Raw genomic sequence first — 23043 nt, 5'->3', positions numbered from 1 at the left:
TAGAACAAACATGCTTGATAAAATAGGTATTGCTAAAAGAATTGCTCAAGAATTGAGAGATGGATGGTATGTAAATCTTGGTATCGGAATTCCAACGCTCGTTGCCAATTATATACCTGAAGGTATACATGTAGAATTTCAGTCTGAAAATGGAATTCTGGGAATGGGGCCTTTTCCTTTTGAAGGGGAAGAAGATCCTGATATGATTAATGCCGGTAAACAAACAGTAACATTAAAAGCCGGAGCGAGTTTGTTTGATTCTGCTACCTCATTTGCCATGATACGTGGCCAACATGTGCAATTGACGGTTTTGGGCGCTATGGAAGTTTCAGAAACCGGAGATATAGCAAATTGGAAAATACCTGGCAAGATGGTTAAAGGGATGGGAGGTGCAATGGATTTAGTGGCCTCAGCAGATAATATTATTGTTGCGATGATGCATGTCAATAAAGCCGGAGAGTCAAAATTATTAAGACAATGCACCCTTCCTTTGACCGGGGTTGGGTGTGTCAAGAAAATCGTAACAGAACTAGCCGTTATAGACGTAACACCAGAGGGGTTTAAATTGATTGAACGGGCACCAGGAGTCAGTGTGGAGCACATCATTGAATCTACAGAAGGGAAGCTCATAGTTGAAGGAGATATTCCCGAAATGCGTTTGTAGATAGTTTACCTAAATTTAAAAATTTGCTTGGTAATGCGCAATTGATTGTTTGCAATCTTATTGCTTATAAATTTTATTTGCCACCATACATAATGCGGTAAATTGTCTTTGCTTCCATTTTTTTGCTTTATATTGTGGACTGTAAAATTTTTCAAAATATGTCAAGCAATCCATGTCTTAAAGGTGATCTCACACCTTATGTTCCAAGTGCTGAAAAACCCTGGAATGAAAGGCGGATACATCATTTGTATAACAAATTATGCAATGGTGCACCTATAAACCTCATCAAGGCTGCTAAGGCCAATAAGCCCGGAGTGATTATAGATTATTTACTGCAGACGGCTAAAGATCACCCTTTACCAGGAGAAAAAAGATCAGGCGTAAGTACCATCGATTATACTTATCAATGGGCCACCGAAAATACTTTTAATTCTGATGGGACGGTCACTTACTATAAGTTTTTAGAGTTGGTTCAAATGTGGTTTAATGGAATGATCCGGGAAGGGGTGCGCCATAAACTTGTCTTGTTTTGGTCTAACCATTTTGTGACCGGTGCTGAAAATTATGGTTACTATCCTACTTGGGTGTTTCAGTATTATTATGCATTGCATAAAAATGCACTGGGTAATTTTAAAACCTTTGTAGAAGATATGGGAAGAAATCCTGCTATGCTACATTACCTGGACGGTCGCTTAAATACTAAAAATGCTCCCAATGAAAATTATGCTAGGGAATTAATGGAATTGTTCACGATGGGTGAGGGGAATTACACAGAGAAGGATGTTGCTGAGGTAGCACGGGCCTTGACCGGATGGTATCTATATTCTTATCGCAATAACACTTCTTACATCGAGCCAAACGTTTATGGTCAGTATTTCTTTGATAAAAACAGGCATGACTTTGGGAATAAACGTGTTCTTGGTAGAAGTTTTACTCCATCCACCACCACAGATGGAAATCCGGATTATAAGTTTGTTCACGATACTATTTTTGATGTAAAGAAAAATGAAATAGCCAGATTCATTTGTACCAAAATTTATCGATTTTATATGTACCAGTTTCCACCTGAGGAAATCATCACTGGTCTTGCTCAGGTGTTTATGCAAAAATGGGACATCATGGAAGTGCTAAAAACATTGTTTAAGAGTGAGCATTTCTTTGAAGAAGAAAATATGGGTGTAGTTATCAAAAGTAACATAGATAACATCGTTCACTTTTATCGTTCCCTAGATTTGAGAATTGATGAAGATTATTTTTTATACGATTGGCAGAGAAAGACAGATCCCAAAAATACTGCAAACAGAGATGCCATGGGAGCTATTTACAATCAAACAGCTAACTTAGGGCAGACACTTTTTAATCCAATAAATGTTGCCGGCTGGCAAGGTTATCGCTCATGGTTAAGTGAATTTGTTTTGGTAAATCGTTGGCGATATAATCGTGATCACATAGATTATTATCTTCCGTACGATTCCACTAAATTAAAGTACAGAGAGTTCCTTAAAGTCCTTAGTGACAATTCAAAAGATCCTGATTTAATTGTGCGAAAAGTTATAGAATATTTTTTCACACTGGATATACCGGAAGAAATAGTACAAAATGCAATTGCGGTATTTAAATCAGGAGTTCCAAGCAACTATTTTGTAGATGGTACATGGAATTTGGATTTAACTGATGTTCCAAGACAATTTTCTAATTTGATGAAGTACTTAATTACTTTGCCAGAATACCAATTATTATAATCGTTCAAAAGAATTATCTATGTCTCAAGATAAATTAAAAAATGCTCCTTCAGCCTTTACCTCAGACCTTGGTATGGCTCATAATGAAGAACACATTCTGTGGAATAGAAGACAGTTTCTGATGACTGGTGGACTTGCAGGATTGGGTACTATGTTGCTTGGAGGTTTGCCCGTGAGCCCTTTAATGGCTGGTGGATTGAGTGCGGCCATGACTCCTGGCGATGAGAATATTCTTGTCATGATTAAAATGTTTGGAGGTAACGATGGTTTAAATATGATCGTGCCATATTCAACTTCAGCAGGTAAAGATGAGTATCTTAAGTTGAGACCTACAATTGGACTCAAATATGGAACTGATTATAATGATCAACATCTTCTTGGTGGATTTGGCGAGACACAATTTGCCCTTCCATCTACTATGGCTGGGTTGATGCCACTTTGGAATGAAGGTAAAATGGCTGTCTTGCATAATGTTGGTTATCCTGATCAGAATTATTCGCATTTTACATCCATTGAATTATGGTCTACAGCAGCCGATGATACCCATGATAAGCGCATTAATTCTGGAATCATGGGACGTTATCTGGATCAGGACTTTCCTTCTTTCTCTGAAACTCCTCCTACTGTTCCGCCAGCCTTGCGAATAGGATACAGTACAGACAGAATTTTTACTTCTCCCGGTAATCAACAGATGGAACTGGTATTCAATGATCCAAACGAATTCTATCGTTTGGCCGCTTTTGGTAAACTTTATGAAACAGAGGGGTTTGGAGAATGTCCTCAAGGAGAAGAAAGAGCCTTTTTACGTCAACTGACCAATAACTCACTTCGATATTCACAAACTGTTACGACAGCTTATAATAAAACTTCCAATAAAGTTGCATATCCAAAGAATACGACTAGCAGACTGGCAGAACAATTGGCCATCATTGCCCGATTGATAAAAGGTAGATTAGGGACAAGAATATTCCTAGTAAATATTGATGGATTTGACACCCATACTGTTCAGAAAGATTATCACATGAGGTTGTTGGGGGATGTTGCAAACTCAGTTAAAGCATTTTATGATGACCTGAAAGTTGATAACGCTCAGAGTAATGTGACAACCATGACGTATTCAGAGTTTGGTCGAACCATAAGGGAAAATGGCTCTATGGGCACAGACCATGGAAATCTTTCTCCATTGATGATGTTTGGAGACGGTGTTAAAGGTGGTTTTAAAGGCAGTCCAATTGACTTAAATGATAAGGTTTTGAAAAATGGCGATACCGTGGTTTATTACGAAACACAAAAGGCAACTGATTATCGTCATATGTTCTCTACTGTTTTGAAGGATTGGTTGTGTTTGGATGGAGAATTGGTAGATTATACAATGGGACAACCTTATCCGAATATGGATTTATTTAATGCACCTTGTGGTGCCAGCAAAGGGTCTAATTTTAATACAATTTTATTAGGGCATAATCCTAATGAAACAAATGTAAGATTGACAGATATTAAATTTTCCATTCAAATCCCAAGTGAGGTGAAAGTTTATGTAAAATCTCTGAACGGTAAGACGCTTGCCAAGTTGTTTGACAATTTTGCACCTAAAGGTTCTTACACTATTCCATTCGACCCTTTGAAGTGGAAGATACCTCCTGGAGAATATGTATATCAGCTTAACGCAGCTGGTAAATCATTTTTGAGAAGATTTGTAATTGTTTAATTCTATTTCAAATGAAACATATGAAACGAAATATTTTCTTTCTTTTGTTTGCACTGACTTTTCCTGTTTTTGGTCAGAATCCAGTGAGCATAGAAAATTTTAGTAATTGTACTTTGCCTCTAGGTTGGAGTCAAAAATCTCTTTTAGGAAGTTATGGATTCAACATTCAGGAAAACAAACAAATGGTTATACCGGACGGACGGTGCATGGTTGGGTATGAACAATTAGACCGAACAGACAATGCCAGAAGAAAATTTCAATTAGTCAGTCCTGCATTTAAGATTGGTGGATACGATCGATATTATGTAGCATTTGATATGCTCTACTTCAAGCCTGTTGCTTCTAATTTGAATTTATACATGAATATAGGAAGTGGAAATGTTCTTGTCAGGACGTTTCCAACGGAATTTAGGGATTATACATCAATTGGCGTTGTACTCAGCATTCCATCCTTTGTAACACTGGTGAGTTTTGTATTGGATTATGAGTCAAACTCCAATGATTTTGGAACCAAAATAGTTTTTGATAATTTCATTCTAAGTCCGGATAATAATGATTGTAACAGATCCATCACACTAAAATCAAATGAAAACTGCATTCCCGGGCATATTGCAGCCAATATATCAACACAACCAGTCACCGTGAGTTGCAGTGGAGAATATACAAATGCGGTTTGGTATAAATACGTAGCGGATTTCACCGGTTTGTTGGAAATTACTGGAAATTCTTCTTACAACAATGTGTTGAGTGTTTTTGAAGGGACCTGTAATTCTCTTCAATCAATTTCTTGTACCAATAAGGATGAGTTTGGGTTTATCGGTGAGCAATTAGAATTAAATGTTACAGTTGGTAAAACTTACTACTTGAGATTTAGTAGGAAAATAAATGATTTTGGCGCAGAAACAGGAACGCATTGTGTTTCAATTAAACCAATTCCTAAAAATAGACTACGGCCAGCTCATGATTTATGCAACGATAAAATTACGGTTCAGGTAAACGGAGCTTGTGTCCAGGCAAGCAACTTGAATGCAAGAATTGAATCAACTTTACCTTCTGCAAATCTCAGATCAAGGGCAGATGTGTGGTATAGTTTTGTTGCAGTTTCAAATCAGGTTCATGAAATTGTTACTCAAGCAAATTTTGCAGATGTTATTACAGTGTTTAAAGGATCCTGTACTGCACTTCAAGAGGTGGCAGTAGAAGATCTAGGCAACACACTTAGCTTTACTCCTAAAGCAGGCACAGAATATTTTGTTCAAATTTCAGGTTATTTTGCTACTGTGGAGGGTCAATTGTGTCTTCAGGTCAAAGAAAAAGTCAGCACAAAACCACTCAATGATTTGTGTGCAACTGCAACTTCACTTGAATTGAATAAAAATTGCACCAGCATACTGTTTGAAAATAACAACCTGAGCACAGTAAAACCATCGTGTGTTGTTTATTCAGCACCTGATGTATGGTATAAATTTGTAGCACCCGCAGAAAGGTCTGTGGCATTACATATTGATGCTGAGTTCGTTTATCATTGGGCAATTTATGGAGGAGCTTGTAATGCATTAATTGAGCGCGAATGTGGACAAGCTCCTGATCCATGTGACGGATTTATTAAAGTGACGGATTTAACCCCTGGTTTGACTTATTATTTACAGATCATAGCTTCAACCTATCCATTAAAGCCTGGGGAGGGAAATCTTTGTGTAAGAATAGATGAATTAAGTAAAACCCCTTCATTCGAAAAATTAAACCTGAATTTAAGTCTTGATTGTTTACATGGTGTTTTAGGTAAAGTAAGTTATGATGTTCAAGGCGGTAATGGTAATTATGTTTATACTGGTCCGCAATCCACTGAGGTTTTTTATCCCGGCCAAAAGATAGAAGCTTTTGTAGAAGATTCTAAAGGTTGCAGAGATTTTGCCTCATTGGAAGTAAATTGTAAATCTCCCACCAGTTGTAAAAATTCTACACTTGATATTGAATTAATCACTACTTGTTTAAAAGACAGTATCGGACGACAAACCGGAGAAGTTTCTTTGAACATAAATGGAAAAGGGGGCAGTGGGGCTTATTATTTCTATGGAACTGCCAATGGTAGTTTTCTGAAACATGGAGATGTTTATAAAATTATTGTAATTGATTCAGATTCATGTTATGTGATTGAAGAAGGGAAAATTTATTGTCCACCGTTCGATTGTTCCCAATCTGCCTTAAAAATTGATCTTGCTTATGATTGTATTGACACTTTGCTAAGAGCAAAATTGAAAGTGGATGTCAGTGGTCAATTGGGTAATTTTACACTTGAAGGCAACAAAACAGATGATTTGTTGGAAACTGGCCAATCTTTTTCAGTAAAGGTTATAGATGAGGCTGGATGCAGTCAGGAGTTAAAAGGTATAATAAATTGTCAATTCGATTCTTGCGCCTTTTCAAGGCCTGCGCTTGATGTTGGCTATATTTGTTTACGTGATGAGTTTAACCGTACCAGTGGTAAGGCTATGTTGTTGGTTAATGGCAGCTCAAGAGCAGGGGGAATTAAGTACCTTGGCAATCAACCCGGAGATACTCTCGAACATCTGCAGGCCTATTCTGTGGAGCTGGTAGATGCATTTGGTTGTGGCTTGTTAAAATCAGGAGTGGTTGATTGTGTACCGCTGTCAACCTATGAATCCAGTAACGATATCAAAATATTGGTTCAGCCAAATCCAACAAGCAATGGTGTGGAGCTAAACTTTCAGGCAGTAGGTCAGCAAAATACTGCTGATTTACAAATCATGAATATTTCCGGTCAAGTATTGCAATCACACAAGATTGGTATTAGATCTGGTAGTAATCAGATTTTTGTGGATCTCAGTGCTTTAAATTCATCTGTTTATCTGATGAGAATTGCGAATAAAGACTTTACTGGTGTAGTTAAGGTAATCAAGATTTAAACTTAATTTGATTGCCATGGTATCCCAGACTTATATAGTCAAATGATTCAAATTTACTTTTAAGGGATTTAATTGGATTGCCTTAATATCTTTGAGCTTCATAATAGATTGTAGATTTATCTGTTTTTGTAAAGAGAAAATTATGGAAGTAAAAGACAGTAACGGGAATATTCTTGTAGACGGGGATTCAGTAACCCTCATTAAAGATCTTAAAGTGCGGGGGTCTTCTCAGGTTATAAAAAGAGGCACAAAAGTTAAAAACATAAGGCTAACCGAAGATGAAGACGAGGTCGATTGCAAAATAAATGGCTCGAGTATTGTGCTTCGCACTGAATTCTTGAAAAAGGCCTAGTTTCAAATTATTTGATTTAATGTAAGGTAGTTGATTATTGCTTTAATAGGTTTTGCTTCAAAGCAATTACTTACCCCAGCAGCTAAAATGAGTTCACCTTTTAGGTGATTTCTTTTATTATCCTGTAATGCTTGAAAAGTACATGTTGTACTTTTAAGGCAATCTATATACCTAGAAGAGGCCTTTTATATTGCCATTGATGTCTATATCTATTGACTCAGCAGCCGGAGTGTCTGGAAGTCCAGGCATACGCATCATCTCTCCGGTGATGGGCACTACAAAACCTGCTCCTGCGGCCAATTCTATTTCGCGTACGGTCAGTGTAAAATCTCTGGGGCGGCCAATTAAATCCGGATTGTCGGACAATGATTTCTGAGTCTTTGCCATGCAGACCGGTAAATTTCCAAATCCTAATGAGTTAATGCGTTTTATATCTGCCTTGGCATCACCTGAATACTCAACCCTTCCGGCACCGTATACTTTTGTGGCTATTGCCTCTATTTTGTCTTCCAGTTTCCAATCCCACTCATAAACCGGTACAAAAGGTTTGTCCCAATGATCGGCTTTTTCCGCAACTTTGGTCGCGAGTTCAATCGCCCCGTTTCCTCCTTTAGCCCAAACCTCTGAGAAAACTGCCTCTGCGCCCAAAGCCTCACATTTATTTTTAATAACAGCTAATTCTTCATCACTGTCTTTGTCAAAACGATTAATCGCCACTACAACAGGAAGTCCAAAAGCTTTCGCATTCTCCAAATGTTTTTCTAAGTTGGCACAACCTTTTTCCACCGCTTTGGGGTTGATCTCATTTAATGTCTTAAGAGATTGGCCGCCATGGTATTTAAGAGCTCTAACAGTTGCTACAATTACTACCGCATTAGGTGAAATTCCTGCAGTGCGACATTTGATATCAAGAAACTTTTCAGCTCCCAGGTCAAAACCAAATCCTGCTTCAGTCACAACATAGTCAGAAAGAGACATACCCATTTTAGTAGCAATAATGGTATTTGTGCCCTGGGCTATGTTTGCAAATGGTCCACCATGAATGATGGCTGGGTTGCCTTCAATGGTTTGTACAAGGTTTGGTTTAATTGCATCTTTTAGCAGTGCAGCCATGGCTCCTTCAGCTTTTAGATCTCTTGCAAAAACAGGTTTTCTATCCAAAGTAGTACCTATGAAAATATTTCCCATCCTTCTTTTGAGATCTTCAGGGTCTTTTGACAAACAAAGGATGGCCATGATTTCTGAAGCGGCTGTAATGTCAAAACCTGTTTCACGTGGAATGCCATTGCCGGTTCCTCCGAGGCCAATAGTGATTTTACGCAAAGACCGGTCGTTCATATCCATGACTCTCTTCCAGGCAATGGTGCGGGGGTCTATTCCCAAACTATATTTTTTATTTTGAATATTGTTGTCAATAAGGGCAGCCAATAAGTTGTGGGCTTTCTCGACTGCTGAAAAATCTCCTGTAAAATGCAGGTTTATGTCTTCCATTGGTAGAACTTGAGACCAACCTCCTCCTGTGGCTCCACCTTTAATACCGAAGACTGGGCCGAGTGAAGGTTCCCTTAACACAACAGTTGTCTTTTTGCCAATTTTATTGAGACCTTCAGCAAGTCCAATAGATGTAGTTGTTTTTCCTTCTCCGGCCGGGGTAGGAGAGATGGCAGAAACCAGTATTAATTTACATTTCTTTACTTTCTCTTCATTAATAAGATCAAGAGGCAGCTTGGCTTTGTATTTACCATACAACTGTAAATCGTCTTCGGGGATGCCTAATTTTTGAGCAATTTTACTTATGTGCTGCGGGATAATGGATTGCGCAATTTCTATATCTGAATTCATAACTCTGTTTATTTGGTAATTTGCCCCAAAACTGCAAAAATTAATCCAATTTTAGTGCATGTGTTTAAATTGTTTCAAAAAGAGCCAAGCCATTCTATCTATCCAAAATATGATGTAGAGAAATGAAGATATTTTGATATCAAAAAGTGCAAGATTCAATAAATCAGTTAGGTTTGATTTTGTAAATTGCTTACTGGTGTGCATTTAGTTATTTTTTCAGGGATCTATAAAAAGTTGCGTTGAACCAGGGCTGAAAGCATTCTAAATTAATTTATTAGAATGTTTCCTTTTTTTTTCTTTCAAGAAAATACTTTGCATTTAGATTTAAACAAGAATCAATGCTGATTCCAAGTTTATATGCTTGCTTTTCTACTTTTGGAAAAAAGGTTATATCCCTAACTAAATCTTCTTTAATTGCTTCAAGTTTTTTATGAATTTCTGGCAAGGAATAATCAAGAGTATATTCTGGTTTAATCTTAAAAACAGCACATTTTTCCTTTTGACCCATTTCATTATATTGATTTGTTTCAAATAAAAATACCAATCGGTTGTCATTTACCAAACTATCTAGGTTAATTTTGCTATGTATGCCAGAGTAATATTGATCCCAGATTATTATTGTATTTAAAGGAAAAACCCTGCTTTTATCTAAAATCGATGTGCATCGTTCATAACCATTTCCATAAGGATCAATATTGAGTAAAACGGATATAAATGGAGCATCATATAATAATAATCTTTGAGAATAATCCGGCTCAAATTTTTTCAATTTTTTAACGGTTTCTACAAGGATGTTTTGGGATGTTTTAAGATGGTAATCATTCCATTTTAATGAATATTCTCCGCTATACAGCATAAATAAGTGCAAACTTATTAAGCTATATATCAGAGTTGACTTGAAATTCAATTTAAATTGAACCTCTTCCAAAAATTCAAATGGGATCACTGCAATAATACTTATCATGGGTAGAATACCAAACATAACTCTTGTCAAACCTAAAGAGTTAAATCTTCCTGTTGCCCAGGCAATGGAATGAAAAAAATAAAAACCAATGATTGACCCGATTACCAGGATGATTAAAATCCAAAATTTTAAACTCGACAATTTTTGCAATATTATATTATGACCAATCATGACTAATAATAAACCAACTATAAATAAAACAGTAATTGTCGGTCCAATCATATTTGGAGTCAAAGAGATAAAATGTAAAGCATCCCCACTTCCATAAAAACCCTCATTAACTGGGTAAGGCACATTGTGTAAAGTCCATAAGAAGTCACCATCAAAATATTTCATCCCTAATAATCCAAGGACTAAATGGCCAATTGTTAAAAAAGGAATAACATGCCACCTTTTGATTATGAGTAGATAACTTAATGCTAATATTAAAATTATCAAACCTTCAGAACGAATAAATGGCATGAAAGAAATAAAAATTGTTGCGATAATTGACCATCCTGAAAGGTAAGCAAGGATAGCAAAAGTCAGAAAATTTGCAAATAGAGGTTCCGTAAGTCCGGATGGAACGATTTTAAAGCTCATCAAACAAAAGCCAAGGAAAAGAGAAGGCAACCAATTAAATTTGAATCTTAAATTTTTTGCAATTAAATACAGTAAAGATTGAGAAAAGACTAGATTCAACAGGTTGAAACACTGTATTCCTTTAAAACCAAAATGAGCAAATGGAAATGCTAAAAAAGTATAAACAGGCTTGCCCCAATGATCGAAAAATAATTCTGTGTGGGTGCTTGCATTTTTTGCAATCAGAAAATGAGTAAGGCTGTCGCCATCATCACCAGTACCATCAAAGATAAAAATCCTAATAGCATAAGTCAACAAAGTGCAACTAAGAATGGCAAGTATGTGGGTGTGTTTTTTAATAAAACTATATAGAGACTCTATGCTGCACCTAATATACATTTAATCTATTGGGTTTAATCCTGATTATACATTTAGTATTGTAGTTTAGTTGGATTAATTTAGTATATTGTCTCCAAAGAGAATTCCTTTTTTTGCATCATAGCTTGCTACTCCAGAATGAAGATAAAGCTCTTTTTTATAAGGATATTCCCTTGCATCTACGATGTAAACTTTACAGCCTAAAGCCTTTGCCAGCTCCTTGTTGGAATTTCGCCAGCAATGGGCAAGTTCTTCGGTTGTCTCATCATAGGATTTTTTCCACTTTCTTGTAAACATGACCTCCAGATAAATAATGCCGTTCTTAAAATTTACCAAACGACTGCAAAGACCATAGTTTACTCTATATACCACATCTGCGCTCAGGAGATGTTTTCTATTGATTTCTTGAATGTTGATACCCATACACAGATTAGCACATAAAGTATGCCAATGTGTATTTTTATCGTGACTATTTTAAAAAATCATACTTATGCAAAAAATAAGTAATATAATAATAGTCAATATATTATTTGGCAAATACATAAATATATTGACTAATATATTAAAAATGTTCAAATAGATAGCATTAAATGGAATTAAAACATATTATGAAATAATTTAATGTGTTTTGTTTAATTGCTTTAATAGTTGTTCTGTGTTTATAAAAATGAAGGATAAAATAATTGTTGGAAAAAGAACTAAATCAATGATGCCAATAACAATATTCCGATTAAAAACAGAATTGATGAATGTCGTCTAAAATTGAATATAAGTTATTACTCCAGGATCAATACCTTCTTGTTGATCTGTAAATTGTCTTTACATATTCTAAGTATATACAAACCCAAAGGAAGTTCATTTGTATTCACGTTTATATAATGAGCGGATATTGGAATATATTTACTAAACACAATTTTTCCTTTAAGGTCTAATAATCTTAACTGGCTGTTCCTGAAAACCTCCTCAACCAAAACTGTGAAAGCTCCATTGCTTGGATTTGGAATTATTTGAATGCCAACATAAGAACCAGCTGTTGTGCTTAGTGGGTCACACTTATAAATAAATGAACTCGTACATTGATTGCTGTCGCTTACCAACAATGTGACCAGTTTTTCATTGGTTTCAATTGAATCTGTCACATTTCCATTATTCCATAAATATGAATACTTAGAATTTGGATCATCACTTATAAAAACCAGTTTGCAAAAGCCAGGAAGGTCACTAGGTTTTGAGACAATCTTTCCTTTGATTTCTGGATATATTGAAATTTCCTTTTCGAGTATTGAAATGCATCCTTGGTCATCGCTTACGGTCAAGGCATATTTTCCTGGTTGATAAATTTTTGTAAACTGAGTTTGGTCTCCGGTACTCCATTTGTAAGAAGCAAATTTTCCCGTGCTAAGCACTGTGCTGTCACCTGGACAAAGAGCATCTGGACCTAAAATTAAAGCTTTTGGATTTGGCCATACATTTACATAGAATAAACTTCTAATTACAAAATGTTCGTTGCAATTAATATATACCTCAATAGGGAAAAGGCCGTTTGTGTCAAAAAGTATTTCAAATTTATGCGTTGTAAGGATTTTAGTTTTATCCCAAGAGATGGTAATATTATTAGTTCCAAAAGAGTACCCAGCATTTATTAAATTTGAATCATTCAATATAATGGACTGACCTTGACAAATGTAAAAGGTGTCAACTCCAATCCATTTGGAGTTATAGAGGATCGAGCTGTTTTTTGATATATTTAAAACTTTGTGATTTCTGTTGAGATTATAATCATTATTGTTAGGTAGTTTAACAAATTCCTTACTCATGAGCAAACTAAATTCATCGTAACGAACAACCAAATAGTAGGTTAGATTGGAAATTGCTTTTGGAAAGAACACTCCGACTGTAAAGTTAGTATCCACCAAAACACTGTCTGAACGCAAAAGAGCAGCTCGTCTGTCGATAATTTTAGAAGAATCAGCCACATCCCTTAATTCTACTAACACCCATCGAATTATATCAGGAGGTATAAAACTAATTTTTTCTAAACCCTGATAATTAAAAGGAGTTGTGTTGAAGGGCTGAGTTTTTTGAACTTTAGGCCTTTGACCATTAAAACACTCTGGATCCAGAGGAACTTCAATTTTTGCAATGGTAGGGTCAGGAATGCAGCGACCACCTAAATTTGCATCCATCCACATTAGACGACTTTTAATCCAGGTTTTCAATCGTTTGATTTCATCAGGATAGGAAGCAGCAATATAAGCATTGAATCCTCCCGGATTTGTTCCAAGAATTTTCCACTTGGCAAAATGTCTTTTTTGCGCTGCATCTAAAGTGTCAAAAGCATAGTGATCAATAAACTTGAATAAGTAATTGGTATCCCAGATTGTTTTTCTTAATTCGAGATAACGACACTTTACTTGATTTAGATAATTACTGTCACTCAACAGCCTTCTCCAAATTATTGGTGTTGGCAAGGTTGCAGGCATACAACCATCATACATCCATCCATTAGTTTGTGCTCCTGAACAAAAGCTAGCATTCCCAAATGCAAAATTATAATCCCAGACTGGTCCCGCCTTTAACATGCCTTGGCTGCCATCAGCCTCTTGCTTTTCTTTATAAAAATAACTGCTGGCCTTATATGCATCAATGTTGCGGGAGAGTTCAGTGATCAAAAAATAATCGATGAAAGAATTTAAGCTCAAATATTTTTTATAACCATTTTTAGGATCCGCAAAACCAGGTGAAGCTATTAATCGCTCCACGGTATCAATGTAATTACGGATATAATTCTGTTGTGCAGGTTTAATGTCTTTGGCGTCCGGGTAATGGTAAAGCCAGGTAATGTCTTGATTGGTAGTAGATTTTATTTTGGAAACAAAACTGAGATCCGTTGGACTGTTTCTCTTGTCAATTTTCATAATGTATCCTCCGGTCAGTTCTTGCCCAGAGATATCTTCTGGGTTTAGCTTTGCGACATCCACCCTGTTTTGATCACGTTTAATAGATTCAGTTAATATGTATATCCCGACATATTCGTTGTTTAAGATTAGTTCGCAAAATCTCGTTCGTGGACCCCAATGACCCATTTCATTCCAAAGGTGATAAGTGAGGACATTTCGCATCATACTGATGTCGTTGTAAGGTGCATATAAAACCCAGTCTTCTTCTTGAGGCATATCAATCAGCGAAGTGTCAAGGTCATCTCCGCTAATACTGTCACGGAGTTCTATGCCATATTGTTTTTGAGGATATGATTGAGAACTGTTGCCACGGACTTCAATTGCGATAAAATTATTGTAATTGTACTTTTTGTCTTTGACAAAATTCATTTTACCTGGACCGTTGAAAATGATCTTCATATGGGCCAGAATCTTTGGCTCATTTGCGATGGTTTTTCCACGAGTATCTATAATGCAAATAGGTAGATTTGAAGAGTCTAATTTTACCACCTGGCTGTTCAAGCTAAAACAAATCAAATTTAAAAGCAGAAATAATCTAGTCATCAGGTATACATTTAAACACTAATTGAAATCAAATTTAAGAAATGATAGGAAATAAATCAAAATAGAAATCAATAATTGACTTAGTTAAAAATTAATAGTTATTTGGGATAAACTATCTTATTAAAGTCAGGTCTCCTGAAATTTTAAATGGCTTTCCATTGGTGAAAATGCCGGAAAAGAAATAGACATAGGTGCCAGAATTGCAAGGAATACCATTAAACTTTCCATCCCAGAAATTATTAGCTTCGTTGGTGCAAAATATTAGTTCGCCCCAACGTGTGTAAATTTCAGTTTTGATCGTGCGAATACCCTCATAAAAGATTTCAAATTTGTCATTAATAGCATCGCCATTGGGTGAGAAAACATTGGGAGCAATTATTTTGTGGCAAATTTTATATTTGATTGATACAGAAAGTAAACTATCACATCCTGCATGATTTTTAAAAGTTGATTGAAAATCACCGGGCATTTTTATTGTATTATTTCCAATTTTAATATACTCATCTTCACATAGAGTAGTATCTAAAAATCCTGAAGATGTATTGTTTACTTTTAAATAAAATACAATGGAGCTATCACATCCATATTGGTTTAGAAAATTTTGAAAATAGAACCCTTGTTGTGTATAACTAATTCCATTGAAATTAATACTTTCACCGTCGCAAATTTGAGAATTAATTGAATCTAAAGAATTTGACAATATCGATATATTACTAATGTACACACTGTCACATGAGCCTGCTTGATTCAATGTGTCTTTATATAGGCCTGCATTATTGTAAAATTTATTTCCTATTTTGACTGAATCTCCCTTGCAAATAGAAAATGCTTTATTTAGAATTGGAAGTGGGTTAAAATTGATGTGATGAGTAACTATAGAATCACACTGATTTTTTCGAATGATAGTATCATTTACTATTCCTTCATTGTAATAAAAATTATTGGAGATTAATACAGAATCGCCTTTACATATACTGTGATTTACATCGTTTAGTATAAAATTTCCTACTGATAAATTAAGTATGGTCAAACTGTCACATCCTAAAATATTCTTAGACTTGATTTGGTAAACTCCGGATGAAAAGTATTCCTTTCCGTTGATAAACAATGTGTCGCCAAAGCAAATTCTACTTGATTGTAGAATTGTATCCTGTCTTAAGTAGGCAATCGAAATAGTTAATATAGAATCGCATCCCATGTGATTAGTTTCCATTGTGGTATAAGATCCTTCTTTAAAATATTGGATTGCATTTATTTCAATGGTATCACCTTTGCATATTTTTTGGTTCAAACTTGAGACGCTCGGATTTATTGTTTGCACTTTAAATACTACAATAGAATCACAATGTTGTAAATTTTTAAATGTATCTCTAATTATAGTTGCATTGGTAATTAATTGGCCATTAAAGATCAATGTGTCCCCGAGGCAAAAAGTTGTGCTATCAAATGTAGTGATATCAAGATTTTTAGATACTACTAAAACCTCGAATAAAATTGAGTCACACGACAATGGACTAGTAATTTTAATAGTATTTTTACCAACCTTTATATTGTCAAATCTTCCATGGTTTTGTCTTAAACTATCATTTAAAGTATAATTATTGATTGAAGAGTTTAGATTGACTGAAATTGAAATGAATGAAAAACTGTCAAGACAACTTAATTCTAAGTCATAGCTGTCGATTTTTGCTATTAAAGGAATATTTTTAAATACGAGGTCATATGTTTTAGTGATTTCACATCCACGATTATCTCTTATAGCAATTTCGTATGTTCCGCTACTTAAGTTATTAAAATGGCCATCATTCTGCCAATTACCGCTATTTATTCGGTAGATGTAATCAGGTAATCCTCCTATCCCATTTATTATTATGCTCCCTACATTATTGCATCCTGGATGCTGAAGAAAAATTAATGAATCAGATAACGGAGAGAAATTTGTAGCAATAATGAGGGTGTCTAATATTGAACCACAAAAATCAGTTATTCTAATTAGGTTTGTGGAATTATTGGTTAAATAAATGGAATCTGATATTTTAATTGGTATTGAATTTATTTCAATGCTGTAATTTTTGACACCACCTGAAATTTCTATTTTGTAAGGTATTAAATTTGAATCACAAAAAGTATTACCTGCGATTAATTTTAAACTGATTGGTGTGGGTAATTTTGAAGAAAATGAAATTTCACAATGAGTCTTATATGCTCCATTTTGACCGTTTGTTGCCCCATAATTAATAGGAGTTTGTGTTGATCCGTAAAACCAACCATGATTACCGCCCATCATACTTGGGTTGGAAGTTGATATTGGATTATTGGCATAATAAATATATCCTCCTGAACCACCTCCACCTTGGCCTATACCATGACCATTTACACCTGTTGTTACCCAATAAACATCACCCGCTTTTCCTCCATTAGTATTTGTGTTAAAAATAAAACCTGTTACATTAGTAGCATCAATCAAAATTGTACCACCAGCGCCGCCACCACCTGTTGCATCACAGCCTTTGTCTCTATTATTGCCCTTTGTTACATCAGAGTCTAAACTAGATGAGCCATTGGAATTTAAATTCAAATTACTTGCCTGGAAATTTAAGGAGTTAGTTTTAATTATCACAATTCCACCACCATTTCCACCAGAAGACCCAGCACTGCATTGCAAATTGCTATGTCCTGCACCTCCTCCGGCTCCCATAAACAGTTTCCCAAAACTACATGGATAATCAATTTTTAAACCTCCAAGACCATGTGAAGCTTGAGCGATAGGATAAAAATCAAAGTAACCTCCCTGACCTCCATCACCTCCTAAAGCGCCACCACCACCACCTGTATTGTGATTATTACCACCTCCACCAGCATTGCCTTGTTTTCCTCTACCATATTGCTTCCCAAGTATGTAATTGGCAATTCCTTCTCCTTTTTTCCCCCCATCCAAACTATTTGATGAGAAAAACGATCTAAAATTTTGAACAATGTCTGGAGCATGCTCAACTTGACCACCTCTAAATCCAAGGCCACTAACATCGATATTACCCTCAACTTGTGTATGGTTTGCCAAGAAAATCAATACCCCTCCTTTTCTTCCATCAAAGGGCAAGCAACTTAGATTGCAAACTGAAACCGAATCAAAAACTGGAATATAAATAAGTTGAACCGTTCCTGTTATGTCGTAATTAAAGTCCAACTCATATTTTAATCCAATTTTATTTCCATTGATGTTACCGATCTCATTGATTTCGTAGTTACCCGAATTTCTAATATTCTGTATGTTACCAAAGTCAATTGTATTTGTCTCATCTATTTGAGCTCCTTGCATTTGAATGATTAGAACTTTGTTTCCAATATCAAAGAGTTTCGGGTCTTCAACAGAAACAACGTTCTTGTTACAAATGTCAAAGACAGGACTATATTTATTTATTATTCCGGAAATACAAGGTGGACATTTATCTGGAACATTTATAGTTAAGCTTGAAATACAACCAAACTGATTGATAAATTCAAATTTTGTGAGCCCAGTTTTTAAATTTGAAAAAATTAACGAAGATTGCCATTGGAATTGGCCCTCCAATCTTCCTTTGATATTTTGTTCAGATAATTTATTGCCGAAAGTTACAATACCATTTTTACCACAAGTACAACTATCAATTGATATGATATTAATTTCTGGAATTGTATAAAGTTTAATCTCTTTTGTTATTGATTTGAGATTAGTAAAGTTTGGAATTTCATTATTTATTTTGCTAATTTCTATTTTGATATCAGCTGTGGATAATATTATATTTTCACATGGAATATTTAATTCAATCAACTCATTGGGTGGTAAATTTAAGTTATAATCAACAAATTGGCTATTGCCATTTAATACAAATTCGACCTTTAATGTTTGAATATAATCCGTTCCAACGTTTAGAACTGTAAACTTTGGACATACTTGTATACCACATACAGAATCTGGAACCATTAATGCAATTATGTTGGCGTCAAGTGGAATTACGCCCTGACAATTGATGTTTTTGAACAACTTTGGTCTTGTTTCTTCCAAATGAAAAATCATTCTACTCAGTTGGCCCACTGAGAATTTAAACGGAAAACAATTTGAATAATCCATGTAATTGTCATTATTGTCTACGACATCCGGCACCTCTGTATTACATGAATTTATATTGCAACTTGAAAATGGTGCGCTGTTATCAGGGGGTGTGTCACAAACATAATCGCCATCAGTAAAACAATTGATATTTTTGCATCCTCCAAAGAACGTATGGTGCAAGCCAAGATAATGACCAATTTCATGTGCGGTTATCCGAACCCCAGATTCTGTATTCCAGTATCTTGATTCTACAACAATTCCATCTAATCCACAAAAGGCTCCAGGAAAATAAGCATATCCTGCTAGGCTGCATCCGAGTCCATTTTCGAACAAATCAGTGACTAGCCAAATATTTAAGTATTGATCGCAGTCAAGAAATGAAAGTGCCTTAAGATCCTGGTCTGAATTTATATCTGTCGATGGATGATTACAGTCAAATGAATTGACTAAATCAGATTCAATTCTGAAAATGCCGGATATAGGCTTTTGGTTGGAATCTCTTCTGGCTAAACAGAGACTAATTTTTGTATCTATCCCTTCCGCTGAATAGAAATGATTTTTATTAGCCAATGCATCATTAAGCAGTTGTAAACCTTTTAAAATTTCAAAGTCAGTTAGATTGCTCCCGGTTCCAACTGGTGATCCGGGAGGAGCAATAATGTGAACAACTAAAGGGATCTGGTAATCAAGTCTGCGCTCTTTAATTGAAAGGTTTTCTATGTAATTAAGGTATTTTCTTTCATTTTGAAGTATTATTTCCTCTGTTTTGGTGTCTGAGTTGGACCATTTGCGATATACCTTCTCAAAACCACAATATGTTTCAGAGTTTGCTTGACTGATGGTTATATTTGGGTGTAAAATGGTAATTATTAAATAGCATGCAAATATTTTAATTTTTAAATTGTCAAATGGATTAATTGATAAAATTAGGTTTTTCATTAATGTGTATTAAATTATAGTCTGTATTTAAACACAAAGTTTGTAGACAAGATAAAGTTAACAAATATTTAATATTGATAACCAGTTTTTTTTAAGTAGGAGACAAAATATTTAAATGCACCAGAAAATGTCTATGAACAGTTAGCAAAATTACCAAATAACTCAATTAAATCAAAGTTGCTAGCATACTTTACTGCCTCATCAAAACTATAGTGTCTAGTTTGATGCAAACCAAGAATCCAATAGTTTTTCTTACACATATACCGGAAAATGACCAATTTGCTTCCAATCGATGATGCTTTTATAATCTATCTTTATGAAAGACGAATTGATGTTATTATTAATAAAGTTAATTATTAGTAGACAAAATATTCCCTAATGCTCATGACATCAAATCATCAAGCGGCAATTATTATTATTGTATTGTGAGAGGAGATACGATAAGTAACCTTATATAAACAGCCGAATATTTAACCATGCTGCTCAAATATTTGTCCTTTTAAATTTTTAGTCATTGTTATTTTTTATTGTTTGTAATAACAAATCGGGAGACAAATAAGATAAATGCTTCGTAAATATTTGATTATTAATTATTTAAAATGTCCTTTGTAGTCCCGACAGGAATCGAACCTGTATCAAAAGTTTAGGAAACTTCTATTCTATCCATTGAACTACGGGACCTGCATTGCTCATTATAAGCTTAAGGCCTGCAAATTTCTAAAATTTTTGGAAACTGAACCCAGGATTGTGCTTAAAGAATGTTAACACAAAATTAAATCGTTGACAACTAGATCTTTGTAATTAAATCCCGATATGTCGAACCAGATTTATTATTTCTTATTAAAAGGAAATAAACACCTGTAGGTAGGGCAGTCAAATCAATTGAAATATTTCCCAATGAGGTGTGGATTGACTTGATAAAATGTGTTAAACGACCGTCAATGTTGTACAGGCTAAGCTCCAAATCACCATAAAGAAGATGATTCCAATTTATGGTTAATTGATCATATATAGGATTGTTAAGATTAAATGAACTGGCGAAATTAGGATCTTTAGTTTCGTTGATATTTAAACAAGGGTTAGATGTAGGGCAATAGGTTCTTCGGGCAAGGCTGCAATCCAATACAAAAGGATTGGCTTTTTTATTCTGGTATTGTGCGATTTGGAAGGTGCGTGTCCATTCCAATGAATCTACGGGATCTTTAAGGTGCCAGTCACAAAGGTCTTTTTTCATGCCTTCAAAAAAGGATCGATCAGACTGTAAATCATACATGGTGATGAAGTAAAAAACCGCCCTTGCTACATTCCCTTTGTGATCTTCTCTAGGTTCAAATTTATCACGGTAGCCTTCGCTGTATTCATCAATGTCCTTAGCTGGTTTTATGCTCATTGACCCAGATTTATAAAACCAGTTTTGAGTCAGTCGGTCATCAATTTCTCCAAATGGATAATTGGATCTTGATTCATTTACCGCTGCTCGTGAAGGAAATAAGTGATGCATATCGGATCGGGCATTACCTGTTTCAGCGCCTTTACTTTGCGGGAAAGTATGTTCACAATTAATCCCATTATTGCTGCCACCTTTTGCTAGATAACCTATTGGATCAAAATCATTTGGATCTAAGTATAAAGCATGTCGGCTATAAACACAGTATACAGTATCTTTTATATTATAGATTTTCTGATACATTTGAACGCGAGCGTTTGCGTAGTCAAGTACTTGATTAGGCTTGTAGGACTCTATAAGTTTACCAATCAAAGTAAATCCTGAATCTGTCGGAAATAGTGATTGGTTGTTCCACTGGCCGGAGCAGGCCGAGACACAAAATAGAACCCAATTACAACATGTAAATAATTGTCGCATCCTTGCAAAATTAGCAAATAAGGGTGGATCTTTACTCAAATATTCCGATACTGATGAATCTGGAGACTTTTATCCGATATTGTGAGACTAAGCCCAATGTCACAACAGATCTTCCATTTGGACCTGATACACTAGTGGTGCGGGTACATCAAAAGATTTTTGCCTTAACCGGATTGGATTCTCCTGAGTTAATGATCAATCTTAAATGTGATCCAGAATATGCAATAGAACTGAGGCAAAACTATGAAGAGGTACAACCCGGATATCACATGAATAAAAAACACTGGAATACCGTTTCTTTTGAGGGGAAATTAACTGATCGAATGCTGAAGTCATTGATCGATCATTCCTACGAACTGGTTTATCAAAGTCTTCCAAAATCAATCCGTGAAAAGAAGTAATATTTACTTAAAAGATTATGATGTAGCCATTGTGGGGGCAGGTCTAGCAGGTTGTATCTTGGGGGATCGGTTAACCAAAGCTGGTTATTCAGTTATAGTTTTTGACCAGGTTGCTCCTGGTGAAGCCAGTAAGGTAAGTTCGGGTTTGATTAATCCGGTGACGGGTTTGCGTTTTGTCAAGACGTGGAGATTTGATGAATTGCTAGAGAATGCTATGGTGTACTACAAGGATCTTGAAATCAAGTACGACCAAAAAATTGTACATCCATTGGAGATTTTAGTATTCCTTAAAGAAATTGAAGCTGAAAATAACTGGTTGGCCAGGACCGAGGATCCACTATATTCTTCTTTTATTTGTTTGGAACCATCTCCTGAGTACTTTAGTGATCAATTACAATTACCCTTGAGTTTAGGGAAGATTCGCAACGCTTATAGAATCGATATTCCTAAAGTGGTAAGATCTCTTAAAATTGATCTGAAGAATAGATGTGAATGGTTGGAAGCCCAATTTGATTATTCCGGCTTGAAATTATCAGGTGATTCTTGGAGTTATTCAGATTGTTACGAATTTAAAAAAATAGTTTTTTGTGAGGGGTATAAGATTGTGGAGAACCCTTTTTTCAACTGGCTCCCGATCCACGGACTGAAAGGGGAGTTTTTGAAGGTCACCATTCCGGTTGAAATGCCTGCGGAGGTTTTGCAATCTGACTATACAGTGATTCCGATGGGGCACCAAAATTTTTGGGTTGGAGCAAATTATGAATTAAAAAATATAACAGAAAGCACTACAAAAGAAGAACGTTCAAAGCAGGAAGCCTTCTTGGACCAAACCATTAAATCAGCCTATCATGTTCAGGAGCATAACTATGGCATCAGAGCATCCAGTAGAGATCGCAGACCAGCTGTTGGAAGACATCCACAATTACAAAATCTATATGTTATCAATGGACTTGGAACTAAAGGAGTCACGCTTGCACCCTTTTGTACTAACCATTTGTTATCTTTATTTTCTGAAGGTGTTGAACTTCCCTCGGAGATCGATATTAAAAGATTTGTTAAAAAAGGTTTCTATCGAATGAATGAATCATTTGATCGTTCTATTTAA

Annotated in this window: 13 protein-coding genes and 1 tRNA gene; 7 read left to right on the top strand and 7 right to left on the bottom strand. The window is 35.3% G+C overall.

Annotation, left to right across the window (positions count from 1 at the left end; genetic code table 11):
* The first annotated feature begins 10 nt into the window (after positions 1–10).
* From IPJ53_10190 to IPJ53_10170, 5 genes are all read left to right on the top strand, one after another.
* Entirely contained in the window at positions 11–664 is a 654-nt protein-coding gene (locus tag IPJ53_10190) for a CoA transferase subunit B (GenBank protein MBK7799473.1), read from the top strand.
* A 158-nt stretch (positions 665–822) separates the two neighbouring features.
* Positions 823–2406 (top strand): DUF1800 domain-containing protein, encoded by a 1584-nt coding sequence (locus IPJ53_10185; GenBank protein MBK7799472.1) that lies wholly within the window; start codon positions 823–825, stop codon positions 2404–2406.
* A 19-nt stretch (positions 2407–2425) separates the two neighbouring features.
* Positions 2426–4114, top strand: a complete 1689-nt coding sequence (locus tag IPJ53_10180; GenBank protein ID MBK7799471.1) for a DUF1501 domain-containing protein — start codon at positions 2426–2428, stop codon at positions 4112–4114.
* A gap of 20 nt (positions 4115–4134) precedes the next feature.
* Complete coding sequence (locus IPJ53_10175) at positions 4135–7041, top strand: T9SS type A sorting domain-containing protein (GenBank protein ID MBK7799470.1); 2907 nt, start codon at positions 4135–4137, stop codon at positions 7039–7041.
* Positions 7042–7183: 142 nt separating this feature from the next.
* A complete protein-coding gene (locus IPJ53_10170; GenBank protein MBK7799469.1) occupies positions 7184–7393 on the top strand; it encodes an alkylphosphonate utilization protein in 210 nt (69 codons plus the stop codon).
* A gap of 171 nt (positions 7394–7564) precedes the next feature.
* On the opposite strand, the gene IPJ53_10165 is transcribed toward IPJ53_10170, so the two are convergent.
* From IPJ53_10165 to IPJ53_10135, 7 genes are all read right to left on the bottom strand, one after another.
* Entirely contained in the window at positions 7565–9235 is a 1671-nt protein-coding gene (locus tag IPJ53_10165; protein MBK7799468.1) for a formate--tetrahydrofolate ligase, read from the bottom strand.
* 274 nt (positions 9236–9509) lie between these two features.
* Positions 9510–10781, bottom strand: a complete 1272-nt coding sequence (locus tag IPJ53_10160) for a hypothetical protein (protein ID MBK7799467.1) — start codon at positions 10779–10781, stop codon at positions 9510–9512.
* Positions 10782–11213: 432 nt separating this feature from the next.
* Positions 11214–11561, bottom strand: coding sequence for a hypothetical protein (locus tag IPJ53_10155; GenBank protein MBK7799466.1), 348 nt, complete (start codon positions 11559–11561; stop codon positions 11214–11216).
* Positions 11562–11914: 353 nt separating this feature from the next.
* A complete protein-coding gene (locus IPJ53_10150; protein MBK7799465.1) occupies positions 11915–14641 on the bottom strand; it encodes a CotH kinase family protein in 2727 nt (908 codons plus the stop codon).
* A 112-nt stretch (positions 14642–14753) separates the two neighbouring features.
* On the bottom strand, positions 14754–19673 hold the full coding sequence (locus IPJ53_10145; protein MBK7799464.1) for a gliding motility-associated C-terminal domain-containing protein: 4920 nt from the start codon (positions 19671–19673) through the stop codon (positions 14754–14756).
* Positions 19674–20282: 609 nt separating this feature from the next.
* Positions 20283–20354: transfer RNA gene (locus tag IPJ53_10140), tRNA-Arg, on the bottom strand.
* A gap of 106 nt (positions 20355–20460) precedes the next feature.
* Complete coding sequence (locus tag IPJ53_10135) at positions 20461–21537, bottom strand: endonuclease (protein MBK7799463.1); 1077 nt, start codon at positions 21535–21537, stop codon at positions 20461–20463.
* 53 nt (positions 21538–21590) lie between these two features.
* Between IPJ53_10135 and IPJ53_10130 the strand changes: the two genes are divergently transcribed.
* The gene (locus tag IPJ53_10130; GenBank protein ID MBK7799462.1) at positions 21591–21938 is read left to right on the top strand and encodes an MmcQ/YjbR family DNA-binding protein; all 348 of its coding nucleotides are present in this window, start codon (positions 21591–21593) and stop codon (positions 21936–21938) included.
* Positions 21925–23043, top strand: coding sequence for an FAD-binding oxidoreductase (locus IPJ53_10125; protein ID MBK7799461.1), 1119 nt, complete (start codon positions 21925–21927; stop codon positions 23041–23043). Before IPJ53_10130 ends, IPJ53_10125 begins: the two co-directional genes overlap by 14 nt.

Origin of the sequence: Candidatus Vicinibacter affinis (genome assembly GCA_016714365.1) — a bacterium.
GTDB lineage: Bacteria > Bacteroidota > Bacteroidia > Chitinophagales > Saprospiraceae > Vicinibacter > Vicinibacter affinis.
Note: the sequence above shows the minus strand (reverse complement) of the source record. Positions and strands in the feature narration are given on the sequence as shown.

Excerpts from the sequence above, each read along its gene's own strand:
- IPJ53_10145 (MBK7799464.1), bottom strand. The coding sequence starts at position 19,673 with ATGAAAAACCTAATTTTATCAATTAATCCATTTGACAATTTAAAAATT.
- IPJ53_10180 (MBK7799471.1), top strand. The coding sequence starts at position 2,426 with ATGTCTCAAGATAAATTAAAAAATGCTCCTTCAGCCTTTACCTCAGAC.
- IPJ53_10130 (MBK7799462.1), top strand. The coding sequence starts at position 21,591 with ATGAATCTGGAGACTTTTATCCGATATTGTGAGACTAAGCCCAATGTC.
- IPJ53_10175 (MBK7799470.1), top strand. The coding sequence starts at position 4,135 with ATGAAACGAAATATTTTCTTTCTTTTGTTTGCACTGACTTTTCCTGTT.
- IPJ53_10135 (MBK7799463.1), bottom strand. The coding sequence starts at position 21,537 with ATGCGACAATTATTTACATGTTGTAATTGGGTTCTATTTTGTGTCTCG.
- IPJ53_10190 (MBK7799473.1), top strand. The coding sequence starts at position 11 with ATGCTTGATAAAATAGGTATTGCTAAAAGAATTGCTCAAGAATTGAGA.
- IPJ53_10160 (MBK7799467.1), bottom strand. The coding sequence starts at position 10,781 with ATGAGCTTTAAAATCGTTCCATCCGGACTTACGGAACCTCTATTTGCA.
- IPJ53_10185 (MBK7799472.1), top strand. The coding sequence starts at position 823 with ATGTCAAGCAATCCATGTCTTAAAGGTGATCTCACACCTTATGTTCCA.
- IPJ53_10170 (MBK7799469.1), top strand. The coding sequence starts at position 7,184 with ATGGAAGTAAAAGACAGTAACGGGAATATTCTTGTAGACGGGGATTCA.
- IPJ53_10155 (MBK7799466.1), bottom strand. The coding sequence starts at position 11,561 with ATGGGTATCAACATTCAAGAAATCAATAGAAAACATCTCCTGAGCGCA.
- IPJ53_10150 (MBK7799465.1), bottom strand. The coding sequence starts at position 14,641 with ATGACTAGATTATTTCTGCTTTTAAATTTGATTTGTTTTAGCTTGAAC.
- IPJ53_10165 (MBK7799468.1), bottom strand. The coding sequence starts at position 9,235 with ATGAATTCAGATATAGAAATTGCGCAATCCATTATCCCGCAGCACATA.